The organism is Pseudomonas sp. BCA17 (assembly GCF_004519405.1).
GTDB lineage: Bacteria > Pseudomonadota > Gammaproteobacteria > Pseudomonadales > Pseudomonadaceae > Aquipseudomonas.
In genome coordinates this window covers 486,511-507,333 of sequence record NZ_SGWI01000002.1, presented here as the reverse complement: position 1 = coordinate 507,333, position 20,823 = coordinate 486,511, and the positions used below count along the sequence as shown (strand labels likewise).

Annotated in this window: 18 protein-coding genes and 1 other RNA gene; 12 read left to right on the top strand and 7 right to left on the bottom strand. The window is 59.0% G+C overall.

Annotation, left to right across the window (positions count from 1 at the left end):
• Positions 1–93 precede the first annotated feature (93 nt).
• On the top strand, positions 94–2,823 hold the full coding sequence (locus EXW71_RS11180; protein ID WP_134658619.1) for a LuxR C-terminal-related transcriptional regulator: 2,730 nt from the start codon (positions 94–96) through the stop codon (positions 2,821–2,823).
• Between the two features lie 64 nt (positions 2,824–2,887).
• Here the strand turns inward: EXW71_RS11180 and EXW71_RS11175 are convergent, their stop codons facing one another.
• The 3 genes from EXW71_RS11175 to EXW71_RS11165 form a co-directional block, all read right to left on the bottom strand.
• Positions 2,888–3,022, bottom strand: coding sequence for a DUF2256 domain-containing protein (locus EXW71_RS11175; protein ID WP_134658617.1), 135 nt, complete (start codon positions 3,020–3,022; stop codon positions 2,888–2,890).
• A complete protein-coding gene (locus EXW71_RS11170) occupies positions 3,019–4,557 on the bottom strand; it encodes a cryptochrome/photolyase family protein (RefSeq protein WP_134658615.1) in 1,539 nt (512 codons plus the stop codon). Before EXW71_RS11170 ends, EXW71_RS11175 begins: the two co-directional genes overlap by 4 nt.
• 305 nt (positions 4,558–4,862) lie before the next feature.
• Positions 4,863–5,990 carry a sensor histidine kinase gene (locus EXW71_RS11165; RefSeq protein ID WP_134658613.1) on the bottom strand — a complete coding sequence of 376 codons (1,128 nt, stop codon included), beginning with the start codon at positions 5,988–5,990 and terminating at the stop codon, positions 4,863–4,865.
• Positions 5,991–6,473: 483 nt separating this feature from the next.
• On the opposite strand from EXW71_RS11165, the gene EXW71_RS11160 reads away from it, so the two are divergent.
• Together EXW71_RS11160 and EXW71_RS11155 are read left to right on the top strand one after the other, a co-directional pair.
• The gene (locus tag EXW71_RS11160) at positions 6,474–6,950 is read left to right on the top strand and encodes a hemerythrin domain-containing protein (protein WP_123714627.1); all 477 of its coding nucleotides are present in this window, start codon (positions 6,474–6,476) and stop codon (positions 6,948–6,950) included.
• 356 nt (positions 6,951–7,306) lie between these two features.
• Complete coding sequence (locus EXW71_RS11155) at positions 7,307–8,080, top strand: OmpA family protein (protein ID WP_134658611.1); 774 nt, start codon at positions 7,307–7,309, stop codon at positions 8,078–8,080.
• A 70-nt stretch (positions 8,081–8,150) separates the two neighbouring features.
• Here EXW71_RS11155 and EXW71_RS11150 read toward each other — a convergent pair whose 3' ends face one another.
• The 4 genes from EXW71_RS11150 to EXW71_RS11135 form a co-directional block, all read right to left on the bottom strand.
• Positions 8,151–8,732 (bottom strand): BON domain-containing protein, encoded by a 582-nt coding sequence (locus tag EXW71_RS11150; RefSeq protein WP_123714628.1) that lies wholly within the window; start codon positions 8,730–8,732, stop codon positions 8,151–8,153.
• Positions 8,729–9,322 (bottom strand): phosphoheptose isomerase, encoded by a 594-nt coding sequence (locus EXW71_RS11145; protein ID WP_007904374.1) that lies wholly within the window; start codon positions 9,320–9,322, stop codon positions 8,729–8,731. The genes EXW71_RS11150 and EXW71_RS11145 overlap by 4 nt, the downstream gene beginning before the upstream one ends.
• Positions 9,323–9,413: 91 nt before the next feature.
• The gene (locus EXW71_RS11140; RefSeq protein WP_134658609.1) at positions 9,414–9,785 is read right to left on the bottom strand and encodes a YraN family protein; all 372 of its coding nucleotides are present in this window, start codon (positions 9,783–9,785) and stop codon (positions 9,414–9,416) included.
• Positions 9,785–11,596: a penicillin-binding protein activator gene (locus EXW71_RS11135; RefSeq protein ID WP_134658607.1), complete on the bottom strand. Its 1,812-nt coding sequence runs from the start codon at positions 11,594–11,596 to the stop codon at positions 9,785–9,787. Before EXW71_RS11135 ends, EXW71_RS11140 begins: the two co-directional genes overlap by 1 nt.
• 209 nt (positions 11,597–11,805) lie before the next feature.
• On the opposite strand from EXW71_RS11135, the gene rsmI reads away from it, so the two are divergent.
• The 9 genes from rsmI to mraY all read left to right on the top strand — a co-directional run bounded on the left by rsmI (position 11,806) and on the right by mraY (position 20,822).
• Complete coding sequence (gene rsmI / locus EXW71_RS11130; RefSeq protein ID WP_134658605.1) at positions 11,806–12,678, top strand: 16S rRNA (cytidine(1402)-2'-O)-methyltransferase; 873 nt, start codon at positions 11,806–11,808, stop codon at positions 12,676–12,678.
• Positions 12,679–12,774: 96 nt separating this feature from the next.
• An RNA gene (gene rnpB, locus EXW71_RS11125) (RNase P RNA component class A) lies at positions 12,775–13,128 on the top strand.
• 354 nt (positions 13,129–13,482) lie between these two features.
• Positions 13,483–13,938 (top strand): division/cell wall cluster transcriptional repressor MraZ, encoded by a 456-nt coding sequence (gene mraZ, locus EXW71_RS11120; protein WP_003171868.1) that lies wholly within the window; start codon positions 13,483–13,485, stop codon positions 13,936–13,938.
• Positions 13,935–14,882, top strand: coding sequence for a 16S rRNA (cytosine(1402)-N(4))-methyltransferase RsmH (gene rsmH / locus EXW71_RS11115; protein WP_167659672.1), 948 nt, complete (start codon positions 13,935–13,937; stop codon positions 14,880–14,882). Before mraZ ends, rsmH begins: the two co-directional genes overlap by 4 nt.
• Positions 14,879–15,172, top strand: a complete 294-nt coding sequence (gene ftsL, locus EXW71_RS11110; protein ID WP_123714631.1) for a cell division protein FtsL — start codon at positions 14,879–14,881, stop codon at positions 15,170–15,172. Before rsmH ends, ftsL begins: the two co-directional genes overlap by 4 nt.
• Positions 15,172–16,914 (top strand): penicillin-binding protein 2, encoded by a 1,743-nt coding sequence (locus tag EXW71_RS11105; RefSeq protein ID WP_167659676.1) that lies wholly within the window; start codon positions 15,172–15,174, stop codon positions 16,912–16,914. The genes ftsL and EXW71_RS11105 overlap by 1 nt, the downstream gene beginning before the upstream one ends.
• Positions 16,914–18,377 carry a UDP-N-acetylmuramoyl-L-alanyl-D-glutamate--2,6-diaminopimelate ligase gene (locus EXW71_RS11100; RefSeq protein ID WP_134658603.1) on the top strand — a complete coding sequence of 488 codons (1,464 nt, stop codon included), beginning with the start codon at positions 16,914–16,916 and terminating at the stop codon, positions 18,375–18,377. Before EXW71_RS11105 ends, EXW71_RS11100 begins: the two co-directional genes overlap by 1 nt.
• Entirely contained in the window at positions 18,370–19,740 is a 1,371-nt protein-coding gene (gene murF / locus EXW71_RS11095; protein ID WP_134658601.1) for a UDP-N-acetylmuramoyl-tripeptide--D-alanyl-D-alanine ligase, read from the top strand. Before EXW71_RS11100 ends, murF begins: the two co-directional genes overlap by 8 nt.
• A complete protein-coding gene (gene mraY / locus EXW71_RS11090) occupies positions 19,740–20,822 on the top strand; it encodes a phospho-N-acetylmuramoyl-pentapeptide-transferase (RefSeq protein ID WP_123714635.1) in 1,083 nt (360 codons plus the stop codon). The genes murF and mraY overlap by 1 nt, the downstream gene beginning before the upstream one ends.
• The last annotated feature ends 1 nt before the right edge of the window (position 20,823 follow it).

Below are 20,823 nucleotides of genomic sequence, written 5' to 3'. Positions count from 1 at the left end.
GTAAATGTTGCAAAGATCTACAAACCTGTGGGTTTTACCGCTAGTCTGCGGACATCTGCAATGCCGACAACAGCCTTCCACAAGAGCCCGGCGATGACTGATCTGTCCCGAATCCAAAGGCCAGCAAGCGCAGTGATTCCGACGCTGGAAGCGCGCTTCTACAGGCCGCCGCTGCCTGACGGCTACGTGCTGCGACCGCGCTTGTGCGAGCGTTTGAGCGCCGGCCTGGAGGGACGGTTGCTGCTGGTCAGCGCACCGGCAGGGTTCGGCAAAAGTTCGTTGGCGGTTGAATTCTGCCAGGCCTTGGCGACGCATTGGCAAAGCCTCTGGTTGGGCTTGAGCCCCCGGGACAGCGACCCCGGCCGATTCCTTGAGCGTCTGCTCGACGGTTTGCAGCAATATTTCCCGCAGCTCGGTGTCCAGTCCCTCGGCTTGCTGAAAATGCGCCAACGCCACCAACCCTTTGCCTTCGAAGAGTGGCTGGATGGTTTGCTGGATGAACTGACGGGGCACCTTTCCACGCAGGCGCCTTTATTGCTGGTTCTGGATGACTACCATCTGGCCCAGGGGCCGGTGCTGGATCGCTGCCTGCAATTTTTCCTCAATCATTTACCTGATGGCCTGGTGGTATTGGTCACCAGTCGACAGCGCCCGGATTGGCATCTGGCGCGCTTGCGCTTGTCGCGGCACCTGCTGGAGTTGCATGAGCAGGACCTGCGTCTGACCCACGATGAGTCCCTGGCTGTTTTGGACCGCCATAGCAGCTCCTTGCGGGGGGAGGCCCTGGATAATCTGATTCGCCGCAGTGAAGGCTGGGTCGCCGGTCTGCGTTTCTGGCTGTTGGCGGCTTCCGAAGCCGGCAATGAAGGCGCGCTGCCGCAAAGCCTGCACGGTGGGGAAGGGCTGATCCGTGATTACCTGCTGGAGGAGGTCATCGACTGCCTGCCGGTCGAGGTTCAAGCATTTTTGTATGACACGGCCCCGCAGGATCGTTTTTGCAGCGAACTGTGCGATGCCGTACGCGAAGCCCATGACAGCGCTGAAATCCTGCGCTACCTGCTGGCCCATCAGGTGTTCCTGGTGCCTTTGGATGAACAGGGACATTGGTATCGCTACCACCATCTGTTTTCCGACCTGCTGCGTACCCGCCGTGCCAGCAGCGCCACGTTGCCCCTGGCCAGTCTCCACTTGCGCGCATGCCGCTGGTTCAATGCCCAGGGTTTGATCGATGAAGCGGTCGAGCAGGCGCTGCGGGCCGGCCATCTCGATGTCGCGGCGAACCTGGTGCAAAACCTGTCGGAAGAGCAACTGCTGGCTGAGCAGAATGTGGGCATGTTGTTGCGCTGGAAGATGGACTTGCCCGACAGCCTGTTGATCAGCACGCCACGGCTGATCGTGTTGTATAGCTGGGCCTTGGGCCTGGCCTGCCAACTGGACGCGGCGCAGGATTTGTCCAGCTATCTCAGTCGCTTCCTGCCGGCCCCGTCGGCCACTGCGCAGAAATCCATGCTGGCCCAATGGCTGGCACTGAGTGGCATCATCGCCCGCGGCCGCGGGGATCGCGAGTTGACCCAGCGCTATTGCAGCGAGGCGTTGGAAAGCCTGCCGCAGAAGCGCTATGGCCAACGCCTGATGTGCCTGTCCACGCTCTCCAACCTGGCTATCGTCGATGCAGACCTATGGCGGGCCCGCGGTTTGAATCGAGAGTCCCTGGAGCTGGCGCAACGCGTCGGCAACCCTCTGTTTGAAGCACTGGCCCATTACGACCGCGCCCGGGTGTTGCAGGCGCGTGGTGAAATCCTGCGCTCGCTGGACGAAGTGCGTCAGGGTTTGCAGCGCTTGCACGGCCTGGCACCGCAGCGGTTGTATGCCGTGCGGGCGCGACTGTCGCTGTATGAAGGTTACCTGTTGCTGGTGCGTTACCAGCCCGAAGCCGGCATCGCTCGGTTGCGGGCCGGGCTGGCGGAAGCCCGCGCCTGCCGGGATATCAGCGTATTGATCGGGCACTGCGTGCTGGCCAGTTTCGAAGGGCGACGCGGTGATTTCCCCAAGGCATTCGCCGAATTGGCCGAGGCCGAGCGCCTGATGCATATATGGGATGTGCCGCCGATCTACTACTTGGCGATGATCACACTGATCAAATGCGAGCTGTGGCTGGTCCAGGGGCGCACTGACCTGGCCGATGCCTGGCTGACCCGCCTGGGGCAGACCTATAACGGTGAGCACGCGGCAGCCGCGCCGGAGTTTCATCCGCACTTGCCGCAACATATCGAGCTGCAACAGGCCGCGCTGGATGCGACTCGTCATCAATCTGATGCCTCGCTGCGACGGCTCGAAACGTTGGCGCACCAGGCACATAACAGCGGGCGCCAGATGATCGCACTGATGGCGTTGACGCAGCAGGCACACTTGCTATTGGAGTGCGGCCAGGAAGCCAAGGCTCGGCCCATTCTCGCCCGAGCCCTGCAAGCGGGCGCCGGCGGTGCACTGCAACCGTTCCAGCGCTTGCTGGAACACTACCCGGACTGGATGCGTGACCAACTTGGCAAGGATCCCCATGGCCTGTTGAACCAGAGTCTGCTGGCGCTGCTCCCCGTGGTTACACCGGCCGAAACGTCACCTGCCCAAGAGACCCTTAGCGCCCGGGAAAGGGCAGTGTTGCAACTGATCGCCCAAGGGTGTTCGAATCAGGAAATCAGCAATCGGTTGTTTATTTCACTGCATACCGTCAAGACCCACGCCAGTCATATCAACAGCAAGCTGGGGGTGGAGCGGCGTACTCAGGCGGTGGCACGTGCGCAGGAACTGGGGTTGATAGGCTAGGGTGCCGCCCGGTGCTTTCAAGTTAAAGCCATGGGGGCTCACTCGATCACCAGGACGCGCAGCACTACACACCCTTGTTGCGCCGGCAGCGCTCCGAGCAGTAGCGCACTTCATTCCAGCAGCGGGCCCACTTCTTTCGCCAGGCAAATGTGAGGCCGCAAGACACGCAGGTTTTGACCGGCAGTTCAGACTTTTTCAAAAAGACTCACCTGCATCAAGCCGGGCAAGCAACATCTGCCCCCGCTGCCAGAGCGCCTTCTGCTTGGCGTCCGTCAGGCGGTCAAGATTTTTATACACCATGCTCATTCGTTGATTCCCTCGCAAAAGGTCGCCGTGACGCATCACAAAGTGCCAATAGAGCGCGTTGAAGGGGCAGGCATCTTCGGTGGTGCTTTCACTGACCTTGTAGGCACAGGTACCACAGTAATCAGACATGCGTTTGATGTACTGACCGCTCGCACAGTAGGGTTTTGAACCCAGATATCCACCATCGGCGTGCATCACCATGCCCAGCGTGTTGGGCAGCTCGACCCAATCGAATGCATCCATGTAGATCGCCAGGTACCACTCGCATATCTGGGGAGGTGCAATACCGGCCAAGAGGGCAAAATTGCCTGTGACCATCAGCCGTTGAATGTGATGGGCATAGGCGTGCTCCAGGCTTTGGTTGATCGCTTGGCGCATGCAATTCATCTTGGTAGCGCCTGTCCAGTAGAACGCTGGAAGCGACCTCGTATTACCGAACACATTGCCATTGGCGTAGTCGGGCATCCTCAGCCAGTAGACTCCCCGGACATATTCCCGCCAACCGATCAATTGGCGAATAAAGCCCTCGGCGGCATTCAGCGCGACAGTGCCCGACCAGTACGCTGCCTCCACGTCGTTGCACAGTTGGCGAAGATCCAGCAGGCCGATATTGAGTGCGGCGCTGATACGAGCATGGAACAGAAAGGGTTCATCAGTTGCCATTGCGTCCTGATAGTCACCGAACGCCGCCAGCCCCCAATCGCGGAAATAATCCCACAGCGCCTGCGCGTCTGCATGCGTTACCGGGTAGTCGAAGTTATCAAGGGTGCCGTAGTGGCTGGAAAAGTGTCTGGCCACCAACGTAAGCACTTCGCGGGTTATTGCGTCTGGCGGGAAACGGGCGGGCGGAGGGGGGCGCACGCCCTTGGGCAGCGGTTTGCGGTTGTCTGCATCAAAATTCCAGGCGCCGCCTGCCGGGGTGCCGTCACCATTGAGCAGTATCCTGTTTTTCCGGCGCATTTCTCGATAGAAAAACTCCATGCGCAGCTGCTTTTTATCTGCGGCCCAGCGGGAGAATTCGGCGCGAGTACAGAGAAATCGACTATCGCAGTGCCATTGAATCGGCAAGCCGCACGCTCGGATCGATTGCTCCAGGCGCCAATCGCCACATTCGGTGACGTGCAGTTCATCGGGTTCCAGCAGTGACTGCCACCGTTGCAGCTCGCTCGGCACGGACCCACTGTTCTGCGGGTCATCCAGGGTTACGTAGTGAACCTGCATTCCACGCTGCCTCAACGCTTCGGCGAAGTGGCGCATGGCACTGAAGATCAGGGCGATCTTCTGCGGGTGGTGAGGTACGTGACGGGCTTCTTCCATTACCTCGACGAAAAGTGCGGCATCGCTCCCCTTATCCAATCCCTGTAGCGAGGCAAGATCGAAAGATAATTGGTCGCCCAGAACAAGGAATAGTCGGTGAGGTGCTTTCATCAAGCGGTTCCAGTGAAAGGAAGAAACGTATAAGGCGCCTGAACACCTGAAGCCATGCTGAAAGGGCGCACGGATGACAGGCTGTTCACTGATACTTGTACAATATTAAAAAATTGTACAATTTCTTATACGTCTTTCCGCAAAACGCGCAATGATTTTTTGCCGCTGGGGCGGGGCAAGCCGGAAAACTCAGCAGGTTTCTGCCTCGCCGTCTGCCGCCCTCTCGTTTGATTGCGCAGAGGCAGCATGCAGGGCTTGTTTACCCATTGCCTCGCCCGCAGCTCTCCGCCCACTGGGCGAAGGATTCACTCGGTGAGTGGAAGTTTTACGAGAAAAGTGGTGCCTTGCTTTGAGTCGGAAGTGACGTCGATCGAACCCTTATGGGATGTCACGATTTCCGACGCGATAAACAGGCCCAGGCCCAACCCTTCGGTAGGTCCGCTTTCAGTTGCAGAACGCTGGGAGAAACGTCCCATCGGGTTGAAGATAAACGGCAGGACATCTTCAGGAATAGGCTCGCCACTGTTATGCACGCTGAAGACGGCGACGTCCTCTGTCACCGACAACTGCACTGTTATTGGAAAGTGGATATTTCCGTGATTCACAGCGTTGCTGATGATGTTTGAAAACACTTGCTCCAATCGCGGCCCATCAAACTTGCCGGCAACCGGAGTCGGCGCGACAAATAACACGTTGGCTTCAGGATGAAACGCCTGGACCTCGTCCACAACTCTTCTGCACACCGGTAAAAGATCCAGGTCCGTCTTATTGACGGGAATGCCTGGCCCCATATGGCAGCGTGTCAGATCCAGCAAATCTCCAACGATCTGGTTCGCCCGTGTAACGCTGGTATGTATCTGGGTAGCGACCTTGGCGGCGCGCGCCTCAAGACCCTGGGAATCTTTGAGTATTTCGCTGCCCAGCAGAATTGCTCCGAGCGGGGTGCGCAAGTCATGGCCGAGAACACCCAGGAAAACGTTGCGCGATGCTTCAACCGCTCGGGAGTAACTGGCGATAGACTCCGCGAGCGCTTGGTCAATGGCCTCGTGGAACCGGGTCATATCATCAATATTCAATGACGTACCGGTTTTAACCTGGCTCATCCACTGTCTGAGCACACTCGCCCTGAGGGCTCGATATTCAGAGACCATTTGATCAATGGTGAAGCCCGCCAGTAACCGAGCAACCGCATGGGTTTCCGCGGCTGTTTCCTGATCTGTCACCGGCCCCAAGCCATGAGATTTTTCAATTTGCTCTTGTGCGGTCTGCGCGGTTCGCAAGTCGGTTACGATCGCCCGCAGCATTTGTTCAGCATGGTCGCGCAGTGCCGCGCGATTGAGGTCTGCGCCTGGCGTCTCAATCGTTCGTGCGAAGTCTTCCCAAGACTGCAAGATGGATTCGAGGTTTTCTAAAATGAAATCTGGCAGGCGCATGTCGGTGTCCCGATCAGGTCCGTTATCAGCGGACTAAACGAAATTGCACAGGGGTGTGCGAGGCGGTGAGACAGTCTAGGAGGTTCTCCTGCGGATATCAAAGTGCGATTAAGTGTGGTCCTTCCCATCGATATCTGCAGGTATTCATGTCTCTTGTCAGCAACCTCGACGTTCTTGTCAATTCTGCCTAAACGCATTGATGGCAGCTCACGACGTTCCGTTGCCAGGCCGCCACAATAAGGCCGCCCAGGGGCGTGATTAACCAGGAAAGTCCGGGCATCCAGGGGGGTTGCTAACTGCAACCATCTCAATGCTCGCTCGGGCAAAGTGCATGAGCGCAACTTGCCATCATTCTGCATAACTTATTGAAAATTAATGTTTTTAAAATTTAAAGGATGTGGCACGGCAAATGCGAGATAGGTATGCAGATAGCCGGCAAAGAACGGCTGAACCATTCCGTGATACCGATAATGAGGTAATAAAATGAATGCCATCGACCTTCTCAAAGCCGACCATGAAAAAGTGAAAGCCATCCTGACCCAACTGAGTGAGTCCACAGACCGCGGGGTAAAGAAACGTACTGATCTTCTGGATAAATTGGAGATGGAAATTTCCATTCATACCCAATTGGAGGAGCAGATTCTGTATCCCGCCTTCAAGGCTGCCGGTGGAAAAGACGAAGCCGAGATGTACTATGAGGCCAAAGAGGAGCACCGCACAGTCGATGCTCTCGTCCTTCCCGATCTGAAGGCCACTGATCCTACGTCCCCGGAGTTCGCGGGGCGGGTGAAGGTGGTTAAAGAATTGCTCGAACATCACATTGAAGAAGAGGAAACCGAGATGTTTCCCAAGGCTAAAAAGCTTCTGGGCAAAGCTCAGCTTGAACAACTGGGTGAAGAAATGCTGGCCATGAAGGCATCGTTGAAAAAGACGCTGACGGCTCAAAAAGTTGCGGCCTGAACCAATGGGGCTGTAAGCGCCGCCTCGTTAGCGATATGAGCCCGATTCCCCGTCGGGCTCGACTTTACGTTCTTCCTGACATGCGCCGTGAACGGTTGAGCTTCTGCTTACGTGGTCCCTGTCTTCCTTTGCTCTTCGGATCTTCTGGATACCAAGTGGCTACTTTCCGGCGACATTTCTGGAAAAATCGACAATCACGGTTCAGCAACGGTCTGCTAGGGTTTGAGTGTGCTCGCCTGCTTCAGAGCACTGCGCGCCGGGTACGGAATTTTTACCGTTTGTCGTGTTCCAAGCTCGGCACAGGTCCATTGCCAATGTCCTCTGCATCATAGAATGCAAAAGTAGGAGCTTCCTTCATGTTTACTCCGCGTCGTCTGCTTGTTGTCGCTACCGCCGTAGCCTTTTTATCCGGCTGCGCTTCACCTAATCCTTATGACGGCAGCAGCCAGGGACAGGCAAGTAATGAGTCCGGCGGTATGAGCAAGACCGCCAAGTATGGTGGCTTGGGTGCCCTGGCCGGTGCATTGGCAGGCGCGGCCATCGACCATAACAACCGTGGCAAAGGCGCACTGATCGGTGCGGCTGTCGCCGGTATTGGTGCTGCAGGTTATGGTTACTATGCCGATCAGCAGGAAAAGAAACTGCGCGAAAGCATGGCCAACACAGGGGTTGAGGTTCAGCGTCAGGGTGATCAGATCAAGCTGATCATGCCGGGCAACATTACCTTCGCCACCAACTCTGACGCGATCGCCAGCAGCTTCTACCAGCCGTTGAACAATCTGGCCAACTCCCTCAAGCAGTTCAACCAGAATACTATCCAGATTGTTGGCTACACCGACAGCACCGGCAGCCGCCAGTTGAACATGGACCTGTCCCAGCGCCGTGCGCAGAGCGTAGCGAATTACCTGACGTCTCAAGGCGTCAGTCCAACCAACCTGAGCGCCCGTGGTGCAGGCCCGGATAACCCGATTGCCAGCAACGCTGACGTGAATGGCCGGGCCCAGAACCGCCGTGTAGAGGTCAACCTCGGTCCGATTCCTGGTCAGCAATACGGCCAGCCTGGCCAGCAGCAACAGGCACCCCAACAGAACAACCAGTTCCAGGGTAATCCTTACCAGCAGTACCAATAAACCCGGGCTGCAAAAAAAAGGGCGGCGTGCACTTAGTGCACGCCGCCCTTTTCTATGCCTGTCGGTTACATCAATCGATGTACTCGAACACCTTCACGATCTTCTGCACACCCGATACGCCTTGCACAAGGTTGGCTGCGCGCGTGGCCTCCGCCTGGGTCAGCAAGCCCATCAGGTAGACGATGCCGTTATCGGTGACGACCTTGATGCGCGAGCCGGGAATGGCGTTGTCGGTCAGCATCTGCGCCTTGATCTTGGTGGTCAGCAAGGCGTCGTTGCTGATGGCCAGCAGGGTAATCGGGTCCATCACCTGCAGTTCGTTGTGGACCTTCTTGACGCGCTGAACACTTGAAGCGGCTTGTTCGGCCTGGGCCTTGAGGTCGGCACGTGGGGTTTGGCCGGCCAGCAATACCACGCCGTTGAAGCTTGTCACGACGATGCGCGAGGCACCGTTGCCCAGGTCCGGTGCGGCTTTGGCAACGTTGACCTCGACCTTGGTTTCGATCAGCGAGTCGTCGATCTTGCTGCCAAAGGTACGAGTGCCCTTATCGTCCTGAATGGGGGTGTCACGTGTTGCGGTGATTGCCGTGCTGCAGCCGCTGATGGCGAGGCACAGCGTCATGGCCAAAAGGCTGAGGCGTTTAACGGTCATTCTTCACTCCCGAACAGTTGGCTGTCGATCAGATCGCACAGGCAGTGGATCGCCAGCAGGTGGACTTCCTGAATGCGTGCAGTGACATTGGCCGGGACGCGGATCTCCACGTCCTCGGGTAGCAACAGCGAGGCCATGCCGCCACCGTCACGGCCGGTCAATGCTACGACAATCATTTCGCGATCATGTGCGGCCTGGATCGCTTGAATAATATTCGCCGAGTTGCCGCTGGTGGAAATCGCCAGCAACACATCGCCGGGTTGGCCAAGGGCGCGGATTTGCTTGGAGAAGATTTCGTTGTAGCTGTAATCGTTGGCAATCGAGGTGATCGTCGACGAGTCGGTGGTCAGAGCGATGGCCGGCAGGCTCGGTCGCTCACGCTCGAAGCGGTTGAGCAACTCGGAGGAGAAGTGCTGAGCGTCACCGGCCGAACCACCATTGCCGCACGAAAGCATTTTGCCTTCGTTGAGCAAGGCATTGACCATGACCTGACTGGCTTGCTCGATGTGCGGTGCAAGTACGTCCATCGCCTGTTGCTTGGTGTCGATGCTGGCCTGGAAAAGCTGGCGAATTCGGGATTGCATGTCCATCTGTGTGACCTTAAGTGGCGCGGCTGATTGGCACGGAAATGTGCAGCCCGCAATGCAAAGAGCAAAGTGTGTGGTGAAGGTGTCCGGTGATTCAGCTGTCGAAGGCATCTTTGAGCCAGTTCAGGCCAGCAAAGCCTGTCGGTGTGCTTTCTATGGCAACCACGTCGAAACGGCAGGGAGAGTCGGCCCAGCGATGCTCTTTTTGCAGGAAAAACTGCGCAGCGAGTATCAGCTTTTGACGCTTGCGCCCGTCGATACTGGCGAGCGCACCACCCCATTGTGCGTGTTTTCTGTAGCGGACTTCGACGAATACTACTGTATCGCCGTCGAGCATGACCAGATCAAGCTCGCCGCGTTTACACAACCAGTTTTGCGCCAGCAGGCGCAAACCCTGTTGTTGCAGATGCTGGAGAGCGTGAAGTTCGGCATCCTTGCCGCTTTGTGCGCTGGACCGCTCGGGCATCAGCGCGGTGTGTCCGGCAGGCGCTGGATGTCGCCACCGACAAACTTCGCCCAAGGCATCTGGCGGTCGACACGCTGGTTGGCGCTGACGCCCAGACTGCCCGAAAGCCCGTCGACCCGAGTGTCAGGCAGCGCCTTGAGCTGGCCCAGGCGTGGTGCCAGGCGATAGGCATCGACGCCCATCGCGTACAGGCGGCCGAGGCTGCCATTGGCCTGCGGCCATTGCGCGGCGACCTGATTGCGCAGCGGGTCGGTGCTGTTGAGCAACCAGGGGGTCTCGCAGAACATGACGTTGGTCATGTCCAGGTACTGGTTCTTGTCACCGCTGGCACTGAACACATGGGAGGTTGCATAAACAGGCACATCACCGGCGTATTGGAAGTTCAGGGTCGGTTTGATCTGCTGGGCCAGTTGCGGGGTGACTGCCAGGAAGATGAACTCGATATCCTGGCGACGCGATGGCTGAGCGGCTACGTCAGTACCGACGGTGCTTTGCAGGCTCTTGGCACGGCCTTCACTTTTACGCAGTTGGAACAGGTCGGCGATCTGTTGGGCGAGGGCGACGGGCTGATCGACGTACCCAACGCCGACGACGGTGCCGCCATTGGCTTCCCAATCCTGGCGGAAGGCCTTGTAGACGCGCTCGCCCCATTCGCCACGAGGAACCATGGCGGCAGCGCGGTGCAGGCCATCGGCACGAGCACGGCGCGATACTTCGCGGGCTTCATCTTCAGCGGCCAGACCGAATTGGAACAGCTGGGCCGGGCTGTGCTCAGCCTCGCTGTAGTTCAGTGCCAGGGTGGTGATCGGCAGTTGCGGGCGTGCGCTGAGTTGTTTGACCAGCGGCTTCTCCAGCGGGCCAACCACCAGTTGCACACCGGCGGCCTGGGCCTTGGCGTAGAACTCGTCAAGGGAGTTCAGGCGCGAGCTGTCGTAGAACTCGATTACCGGTGGCTTCTGCCCGGCCTGTTCGGCCTGGTAGTGCGCGGCCATGAAGCCTTCGCGCAGCGCCTTGCCGACCGAGGCCAGCGGACCTTCCTGCGGCAACAGCAGGGCGATCTTGTTCAGGGGCTGGCTGGCCAGTTCCTTGAGCTTGGTCAGCGGCAGGGGCAGTTGTACTGCCGCTGGATGTCCCGGGTTCTGCGCGCGCCAGGTATCGATAGCCGCTTGTTGCTGTTCCAGGGTACCGGCGCCCTTGACTGCCTGGGCAAGTGTGATCCAGCCATCCAATACAGGGTTGCCGCTGGCTTGCAACTGATCGGCCGGCAGCGCGGCAATCAACACCCAGATCGCTTCGTGGTTGCTCTTGGCGGCGTCGCCGCTGAGCAGCGGGGCCATGGCGACGCGTTCGCGAGCGGCGGCCAGGGTCTGACCATCGGCTTCATAGGCGCGGGCATGCACGGTGCCGGTACGAATCTGCTGGTCTGGCGGCAGATCCTTCAGGTTTTGCAGGCTGGGGTGGTTCAGCGCCGCCAGTGCAGCCTTGGGCTGATTGCGGGTCATGGCCAATTCAGCGGCCAGGGTGCTGGCAAATATCTGTGCGGCCGGTTTCAGGACATCCAGCGGCACCTGCGCAAGAATCTGCGACGAACGGCCAGGGTTGTTCTGGTGGAACGCCAGGTCAGCCGCACTCAGGCGCAGCAATGCGGCCTTTTCTGGCGTCTTGGCGGTGGTTGCCTGTTCGAGCAGTTGCTCGATACTGGCATCCGGAGTCCGGGGCAGGTCGCCAAGGCTGGACGAGGGCGAGCTGGCACAAGCGGCCAGGAGGGCAGCGAGGCAGAGGGCGGAGAGCAGCCGCAGGCAAGCGATCATGTAAGTGTTCCTGATACCGATCAAATTAGCGTGGAATTGTACCCAAGCACTGGCTCAGGCGCGATGTTACTGGCGTGAAAGCGTCGATTTAGGTCGTGCAAATGTTGCAATCGGTCGTTGATGGCTTGAAACGCATCCATCGCGATGGCGTATTTTCGAAGCGCCTACGCGCTACAATATGGCTTTTGCCAACCATCGAGGTGTGCGTTTTGACTGCTCCAGGTCCTTTGAATTCCACTGCTGGCTCGCTTTTTGTGGTGGCGACGCCCATTGGCAACCTGGACGACATCAGTGCCCGGGCGTTGAAGGTGTTGCGCGAAGTCAAGCTGATCGCGGCGGAAGACACGCGTCACTCCCAGCGTTTGATGCAGCACTTTGGTATCAGCACGCCACTGGCTGCGTGCCATGAACACAACGAACGCGAAGAAGGCAGCCGCTTCATCACCCGTCTGCTTGCGGGGGATGACGTGGCATTGATCTCCGACGCGGGCACGCCGCTGATTTCCGACCCCGGCTACCATTTGGTCCGTCAGGCGCGTGCCGCTGGTATCAATGTAGTGCCTGTTCCGGGTGCGTGCGCGTTGATTGCCGCATTATCTGCCGCCGGCTTGCCGTCGGACCGTTTTATCTTCGAAGGTTTTTTACCGGCCAAGGCGGTCGGGCGGCGTGCCCGTCTTCAAGCATTGAAGGAAGAGCCGCGTACGCTGATTTTCTACGAGGCTCCGCATCGCATCCTGGAATGTCTGGAGGATATGGAGCTGGTGTTCGGCGGTGAGCGCCTGGCGCTGCTGGCCCGTGAGCTGACCAAGACTTTCGAGACGCTCAAAGGGCTGCCGTTGGAGGCGTTGCGTGCCTTTGTCGAGGGTGACAGCAACCAGCAGCGTGGCGAGTGTGTGGTGTTGGTCGCCGGCTGGACTGCGCCGGAAAATGAGGAGGCTGTCGGCGGTGAGGCGATGCGCATCCTCGATTTACTGCTCAAGGAAATGCCCCTCAAGCGTGCCGCAGCGCTGGCGGCGGAAATTACCGGCCTGCGTAAAAACGTGTTGTATCAAGTTGCGCTGGATAAACAGAAAGTCGAATAGTTCCGGGGGTGAGCCTGTATTTCGTCTGAACGTGATGGCCATTCTGAACTTTTATTACTTGTCCTAAGCCCGCCGTGCCGTTAACCTGCGCGGCGGAGAGTCGATTGGACAGTCGCTGCCCTCTATGAGAATTAGGGGGGGGAGGAAAGTCCGGGCTCCATAGGGCGAAGTGCCAGGTAATGCCTGGGAGGCGTGAGCCTACGGAAAGTGCCACAGAAAATAACCGCCTAAGCACTTCGGTGCCGGTAAGGGTGAAAAGGTGCGGTAAGAGCGCACCGCACGACTGGCAACAGTTCGTGGCTAGGTAAACCCCACTTGGAGCAAGACCAAATAGGGTCCCAAGGCGTGGCCCGCGCTGGGACCGGGTAGGTTGCTAAAGATGTCCAGTGATGGCCATCGTAGACGAATGACTGTTCAAGACAGAACCCGGCTTATAGATCGACTCTCCACCTTTTTCCTTTTGTCCGAATCTCGGGCAGAAAACCGGTAGTAACGCAAGAATCCCTCCCTGCCGAATCATTGGCAGATGCATCTTCGTAATACCAAAAAAATCTTACTCTTAATAAATCACTTTAACTTTAAGCCATAGCTCTATGAGCTATTTGCGGTTGTTGAGTCAAAAACATCGCCAAACTCTCGTTTCTCCTCGTTTTACACTCCTAAATCTCCGTTCTGTAAGGCTTTTCCTTGAATCCGTGCCTTGACGGTGTGGTGGGCGCATTCCTATAGTGTGCGCAAGTGGCGGAAAGTGGCACAAAGTGGGTTTTTTGAACGTAAAACGCTAAAATTTGGAGAAACGCATCTGTGTTTCGCGGAGCTAACGCTATCAGTCTCGATGCAAAAGGCCGTCTCGCCATGCCGAGCCGGTATCGTGACGAGCTCATTTCGCGAAGTTCAGGCCAGTTAATCATCACGATTGACGCCGTTGACCCTTGTTTATGTGTTTACCCCCTCGATGAGTGGGAGTTGATTGAAACCAAGTTGCGCGCTCTGCCTTCATTGCGTGAAGAAAACCGCCGCCTGCAGCGTTTGCTGATTGGTAATGCCGTCGACCTTGAGCTCGATGGCAGTGGTCGTTTCCTGGTGCCACCGCGTCTGCGCGAGTACGCCAAGCTCGACAAGCGCGCAATGCTGGTGGGCCAACTGAACAAGTTCCAATTGTGGGACGAAGATGCCTGGGATGCTGTTTCCGCAGCTGACCTGGCTGCTATTCAACAACCGGGCGCCATGCCTGATGAACTGCGTGATTTGATCCTGTGACTATTGATAGCGGCTTTAACCACATCACCGTACTGCTTGACGAAGCCGTTGAGGCTCTCGCCGTACGTGCGGATGGCTGCTATTTGGATGGCACCTTCGGCAGGGGTGGGCATAGCCGGTTGATACTCAGCCAGCTCGGGTCTGACGGCAAACTCCTCGGATTCGACAAAGACCCTCAAGCGATTGCCACCGGGCAAGCGCTAGCGGCCGAAGACGGCCGCTTTGTCGTTGTGCAGCGCAGCTTTGCCGAGCTGGGTGCGGAAGTGGCCGAGCGGGGTATGGCAGGCAAGGTGGCCGGGGTTTTGCTCGATCTGGGCGTGTCTTCGCCGCAACTCGACGACCCGGAGCGCGGCTTCAGCTTCATGAACGACGGCCCCCTCGACATGCGCATGGACCCTACCCGGGGTGTCAGCGCTGCGCAGTTCATCGCCACTGCGCCGGTGGAAGAAATCGCCCGTGTGTTCAAAGAGTACGGTGAAGAACGTTTCGCCGGCCGCATGGCCCGCGCCGTGGTCGAGCGCCGCGAGATCCAGCCGTTCGAACGGACCGCCGACCTGGCCGAAGTGCTGAAGGTCGCCAACCCGGCGTGGGAAAAAGGCAAAAACCCGGCCACCCGCGCGTTCCAGGGGCTGCGTATTCACGTCAATAACGAATTGGGCGATCTGGAAGCCGGCCTCGAAGCCGCGCTGGACGCCTTGGAAGTGGGCGGTCGCCTGGTGGTGATCAGCTTCCACTCTCTGGAAGACCGCATCGTCAAACTGTTCATGCGTCGCCTGGCCAAGGGTGAGTCGGATAACCTGCCGCGCAACCTGCCGGTGCGTTTCGAAGCCTTTGTGCCGAAAATCAAGATCCATGGCAAAGCGCAGTTCGCTTCCGAAGCCGAACTCAAGGCCAACCCGCGTTCCCGTAGTGCCGTCATGCGTGTCGCGGAGAAGTTGCGGTGAGCAAGCTTTTCGCCAAGCCCCTCCCGGGCGGCAGCTTCTTTATGTTGCTGCTGTTTATCGGCGTGCTGGTGTCCGCAATCGCGGTGTCCTACAGCGCCCACTGGAACCGCCAGTTGCTCAATACCCTGTACGGGGAATTGAACGTGCGCGATAAGGCACAGGCGGAGTGGGGCCGGTTGATCCTCGAGCAAAGCACCTGGACTGCTCACAGCCGTATCGAGGTGCTGGCCACCGAACAGCTGAAAATGCACATTCCGGGCGCGGCTGAAGTCCGCATGGTGGCGCCATGATGAAGCTCGAAGGCGCACTCTACCCATGGCGCTTCCGCGTGGTGCTTGGCTTGCTGGCACTGATGGTGGGCGCAATCGCCTGGCGAATCATCGACCTGCAGGTCGTCGACCGTGACTTCCTGATTGGTCAGGGCGATGCCCGTAGCCTGCGTCATATCCCGATTCCGGCGCACCGCGGCCTGATCACCGACCGCAACGGCGAGCCTCTGGCCGTCAGTACCCCGGTGACCACCCTGTGGGCCAACGCCAAGGAACTGCAGACCGCCAAGGAAAAATGGCCGGAGCTCGCAGCTGCCCTGGGTCAGGACCCGAAAGCCCTGGCTGAACGTCTGGAAGCCCAGGCCAACAAGGAATTCATCTACCTGGTTCGCGGGCTGACCCCTGAACAGGGCCAGCAGGTGCTCGACCTTAAAGTCCCTGGTGTCTACGGCATCGAGGAGTTTCGTCGTTTTTACCCGGCCGGTGAAACCACCGCGCACATGGTCGGCTTCACCGATATCGACGACCACGGTCGCGAAGGTGTCGAGCTGGCCTACGATGAATGGCTGGCCGGCGTCCCCGGCAAGCGACAGGTCATCAAGGATCGTCGCGGCAGGCTGATCAAGGATGTCCAGGTCACCAAAAACGCCAAGGCCGGCAAGCCCTTGGCGTTGTCGATTGACTTGCGCCTGCAATACCTGGCCAACCGCGAACTGCGTAACGCGATTATAGAGAACGGCGCAAAGGCCGGTAGCCTGGTTATCATGGACGTGAAGACCGGCGAAATTCTCGCCATGGTCAACCAGCCGACCTACAACCCGAATAACCGTCGCAACCTGCAGCCGGCGATGATGCGTAACCGCGCAATGATCGACGTGTTCGAGCCGGGTTCGACCATGAAAGCCATCTCCATGAGCGCCGCCCTGGAAACGGGGCGCTGGAAACCGAGCGACAAAGTCGAGGTTTATCCAGGCACTTTGCAGTTGGGCAAATACACCATTCGTGACGTATCCCGTACCGAAGGTCCGGTGCTGGATCTGACAGGCATCCTGATCAACTCCAGTAACGTGGGCATGAGTAAGGTCGCCTTCGATATCGGCGGCGAAACCATCTACCACCTCGCGCAAAAGATCGGCTTGGGCCAACCCACCGGCCTGGACTTCCCGGGTGAGCGTGTGGGCAACCTGCCGAACTACCGCGACTGGAAAAAGGCCGAGACCGCCACGCTTTCCTACGGCTACGGCATCTCGGTGACGGCGATCCAGCTGGCGCACGCTTTCTCGGTATTGGCCAATAACGGTCGCATGGTTCCGCTGAGCCTGATCCATGTCGACGAAGCGCCGAAAGCCACCCAGGTGATTCCGGAAAACGTCGCCAAGACCATGCAGGGCATGCTGCAACAAGTGATCGAAGCACCGCGTGGCGTATTTCGCGCCCAGGTGCCGGCATACCACGTGGCAGGCAAGTCCGGTACCGCGCGTAAAACGTCGGTGGGCACCAAGGGCTATGCCGAAAACTCCTACCGTTCGCTGTTCGCCGGCTTCGGCCCAATGAGTGATCCGCGCTACGCCATCGTTGTCGTGATTGATGAGCCGAGCAAAGCCGGCTACTTCGGTGGCCTGGTATCGGCGCCGGTGTTCAGCAAAGTGATGTCGGGCACCCTGCGCCTGATGAACATCACGCCGGACAATCTGCCGCCGACCCAACAAGCGAACGCCGGACCACCGGCTGCCGCTGCAAAAGCCAATGGAGGGCGCGGCTGATGTCTCTTAGCCTGAACAAGATTTTCGCCCACGCCGGTCGCGACCTGTTGATTCGCGAGCTGAGCCTGGATAGCCGCAGCGTACGTGCCGGAGACCTGTTCCTGGCGGTGCCTGGCGGCAAATTCGATGGCCGTGAACATATTGCCGATGCGTTGCAACGCGGCGCTGCGGCCGTGGCTTATGAAGTGGAAGGCGCCACCGTGCTGCCGATCACCGACGTACCGCTGATTCCGGTCAAGGGCCTTGCAGCACAATTGTCCGATATCGCCGGGCGTTTCTATGGCGACCCGAGCCGCCAATTGAACCTGGTGGGCGTGACCGGTACCAACGGCAAGACCAGCGTGACCCAACTGGTCGCCCAGGCGCTTGACCTGTTGGGCCAGCACTGCGGCATTGTGGGTACTCTGGGCACCGGCTTTTACGGTGCATTGCAAAGCGGCCTGCATACCACGCCGAACCCGATCGCCGTGCAAGCGACCCTGGCCGACCTGAAAAAGGCGGGTGCCAAGGCGGTTGCCATGGAAGTGTCTTCCCACGGTTTGCACCAGGGGCGCGTTGCTGCGCTGGCCTTTGATGTGGCGGTGATGACCAACCTGTCCCGCGATCACCTGGACTACCACGGCACCATGGAGGCCTACGCTGCCGAAAAGGCCAAGCTGTTTGCCTGGAATGACCTGAAGTGCCGGGTGGTGAACCTCGATGACGAATTCGGTCGCCAGTTGGCGGCTGAAGAGCGTGAGTCGCGCCTGATCAGCTACAGCCTGGAAGACGCCAGCGCCTACTTGTATTGCCGCGAAGCCCAATTCAATGACGAAGGCGTGCTCGCTACGCTGGTGACGCCACAAGGCGAGCATCATTTGCGCAGCACCCTGTTGGGGCGCTTCAACCTGAGTAACGTCCTTGCCGCTATCGGCGCGTTGCTCGGCCTGGATTATGCCCTCGACGAAATCCTTAAAGTCCTGCCGAAGCTTGAAGGCCCGGTGGGTCGCATGCAGCGTCTCGGTGGCGGTTCGCAGCCGTTGGTGGTGGTCGATTATGCCCACACCCCGGATGCCCTCGAAAAAGTCCTTGTGGCGCTGCGCCCACACGTCAAGGGCAAGCTGCTCTGCCTGTTCGGCTGCGGCGGTGATCGCGATCGGGGCAAGCGCCCCTTGATGGCCGAGATCGTCGAGCGCCTGGCCGACGGCGTGCTCGTGACCGACGATAACCCGCGCAGCGAAAATCCGAGCCAGATTTTCGACGACATCCGTGCCGGCTTCAAAGATGCCTCCAAGGCCACTTTCGTCGCAGGTCGTGGTGCAGCCATTGCCCAATTGATCGCCAGCGCCGGTGCTGACGATGTGGTGGTGCTGGCTGGTAAAGGCCACGAGGACTACCAGGAAATCAACGGCGAACGCCATGCCTTCTCCGACCTGGTCGAGGCCGATCATGCCTTGACCGCCTGGGAGGTTGCCCATGCTTAAAGCGATGAAGTTCAGCGAGCTGACCCAGGCCCTTTCGGCCCGCATGTTGTCGAGCGACTGCAGCTTCGACGGTGTCAGTATCGACAGCCGTAACATCAAGCCAGGCCAGTTGTTTGTTGCCTTGGCCGGCCCGCGTTTTGACGGTCACGATTACCTGAACGAGGTTGCCGCCAAAGGCGCCGTTGGTGCCCTGGTGCAACGTGAAGTCGCGGACTCCACCTTGCCGCAATTGCTGGTCGCCGATACCCGCTTGGCCCTCGGTCAGTTGGGCGCGCTGAACCGCGCCGCGTTCGACAAGCCTGTCGCAGCCATCACCGGCTCCAGCGGCAAGACCACGGTCAAAGAGTTGCTCGCCGGTGTGCTGCGCACGCGTGGGCCGGTACTCGCTACCCGTGGCAACCTGAACAATGATTTCGGCGCTCCGCTGACCCTGCTCGAACTGGCCCCGGAACACACGGCGGCAGTGATCGAACTGGGAGCCTCGCGTATTGGCGAAATTGCCTACACCGTGGCGCTGACCAAGCCTCACGTGACGATTATCAGCAATGCCGGTACTGCCCACGTCGGCGAGTTCGGCGGCCCGCAGAAGATCGTCGAAGCCAAGGGTGAAATCCTTGAAGGCCTGGCTGCTTCGGGCACCGCGGTATTGAATCTCGACGACAAGGCCTTCGAGACCTGGCGCGTGCGCGCTGCTGGTCGCAAGATCCTGACGTTTGCCGTACTGAACGCAGCCGCTGACTTCCATGCTTCCGGTATCACTGTCGATGCCCGCGGCTGTCCGTCATTCACTTTGCACACGCCGCAGGGGAGTGAGCAGGTGCAACTTAATCTGCTCGGCAACCATAACGTAGCCAATGCCCTGGCCGCCGCCGCCGCCGCCCACGCCCTGGGGGTGTCGTTGTTCGGTATCGCTACTGGCCTGGGCGCGGTGCAGCCGGTCAAGGGGCGCACCGTGGCGCAGTTGGCAACCAACGGCATGCGCGTCATTGATGACACTTACAACGCCAACCCATCCTCCATCAATGCTGCCGTGGATCTGCTCAAAGGCTTTGACGGACGCAAGGTGCTGGTGCTGGGCGATATCGGCGAATTGGGCGACTGGGCTGAACAAGGCCACCGCGAAGTCGGTGCCTACGCCGCCGGCAAAGTCGATGCGCTTTACGCCGTCGGTTCGAACATGGCGCACGCCGTCAACGCCTTTGGCCCCGGCGCGCGACACTTCGCGACCCAGGCTGAATTGATCCAGGCGCTGACGGCGGCGGAACAAGACAAAAACACCACTATTTTGATCAAGGGATCGCGCAGCGCGGTGATGGAAAACGTCGTCGCGGCCTTGTGTGGCTCAAGTACGGAGAAACATTAATGCTGCTGCTGCTGGCTGAGTATCTGCAACAGTTCTACAAAGGCTTCGCGGTCTTTCAGTACCTGACCCTGCGCGGGATTCTGGGTGTGCTGACCGCGCTGTCTCTGTCGCTGTTCCTGGGGCCGTGGATGATCCGTACCCTGCAGAACCTGCAAATTGGTCAATCGGTTCGCAATGACGGCCCGCAGTCGCACCTGTCCAAGTCCGGCACCCCGACCATGGGCGGCGCGTTGATCCTGTCGTCCATCGGTATCAGCACCTTGCTGTGGGCCGACCTGCACAACCGCTATGTGTGGGTGGTGTTGCTGGTGACCCTGTTGTTCGGTGCCATCGGCTGGGTGGACGACTACCGCAAAGTGATCGAGAAAAACTCCAAGGGGCTGCCAAGCCGCTGGAAATATTTCTGGCAGTCGGTGTTCGGGCTCGCCGCTGCAATTTTCCTCTACACCACTGCGCCAAGCGCCGTTGAAACCACTTTGATCATCCCGATGCTCAAAGACGCCAGCATTCCCCTCGGCATTGGTTTCGTGGTGCTGACCTACTTCGTGATCGTCGGCTCCAGCAACGCGGTGAACCTGACCGACGGCCTGGATGGCCTGGCGATCATGCCGACGGTGATGGTGGGCGGCGCGCTCGGCATCTTCTGCTACCTGTCGGGTAACGTGAAATTCGCTGAATACCTGCTGATTCCCTACGTACCGGGCGCGGGTGAACTGATCGTATTCTGTGGCGCGCTGATCGGCGCCGGGCTGGGCTTCCTGTGGTTCAACACCTACCCGGCGCAAGTCTTCATGGGCGACGTCGGCGCACTGGCACTGGGCGCAGCTCTGGGCACCATCGCAGTGATCGTGCGCCAGGAAATCGTGCTGTTCATCATGGGCGGCGTGTTCGTGATGGAAACCCTGTCGGTGGTCATCCAGGTGGCTTCCTTCAAATTGACCGGGCGCCGTGTGTTCCGCATGGCGCCGATTCACCACCACTTTGAACTCAAGGGCTGGCCCGAGCCACGCGTGATCGTCCGTTTCTGGATCATCACCGTGATTCTCGTGCTGATCGGCCTTGCCACCCTGAAACTGAGGTAGA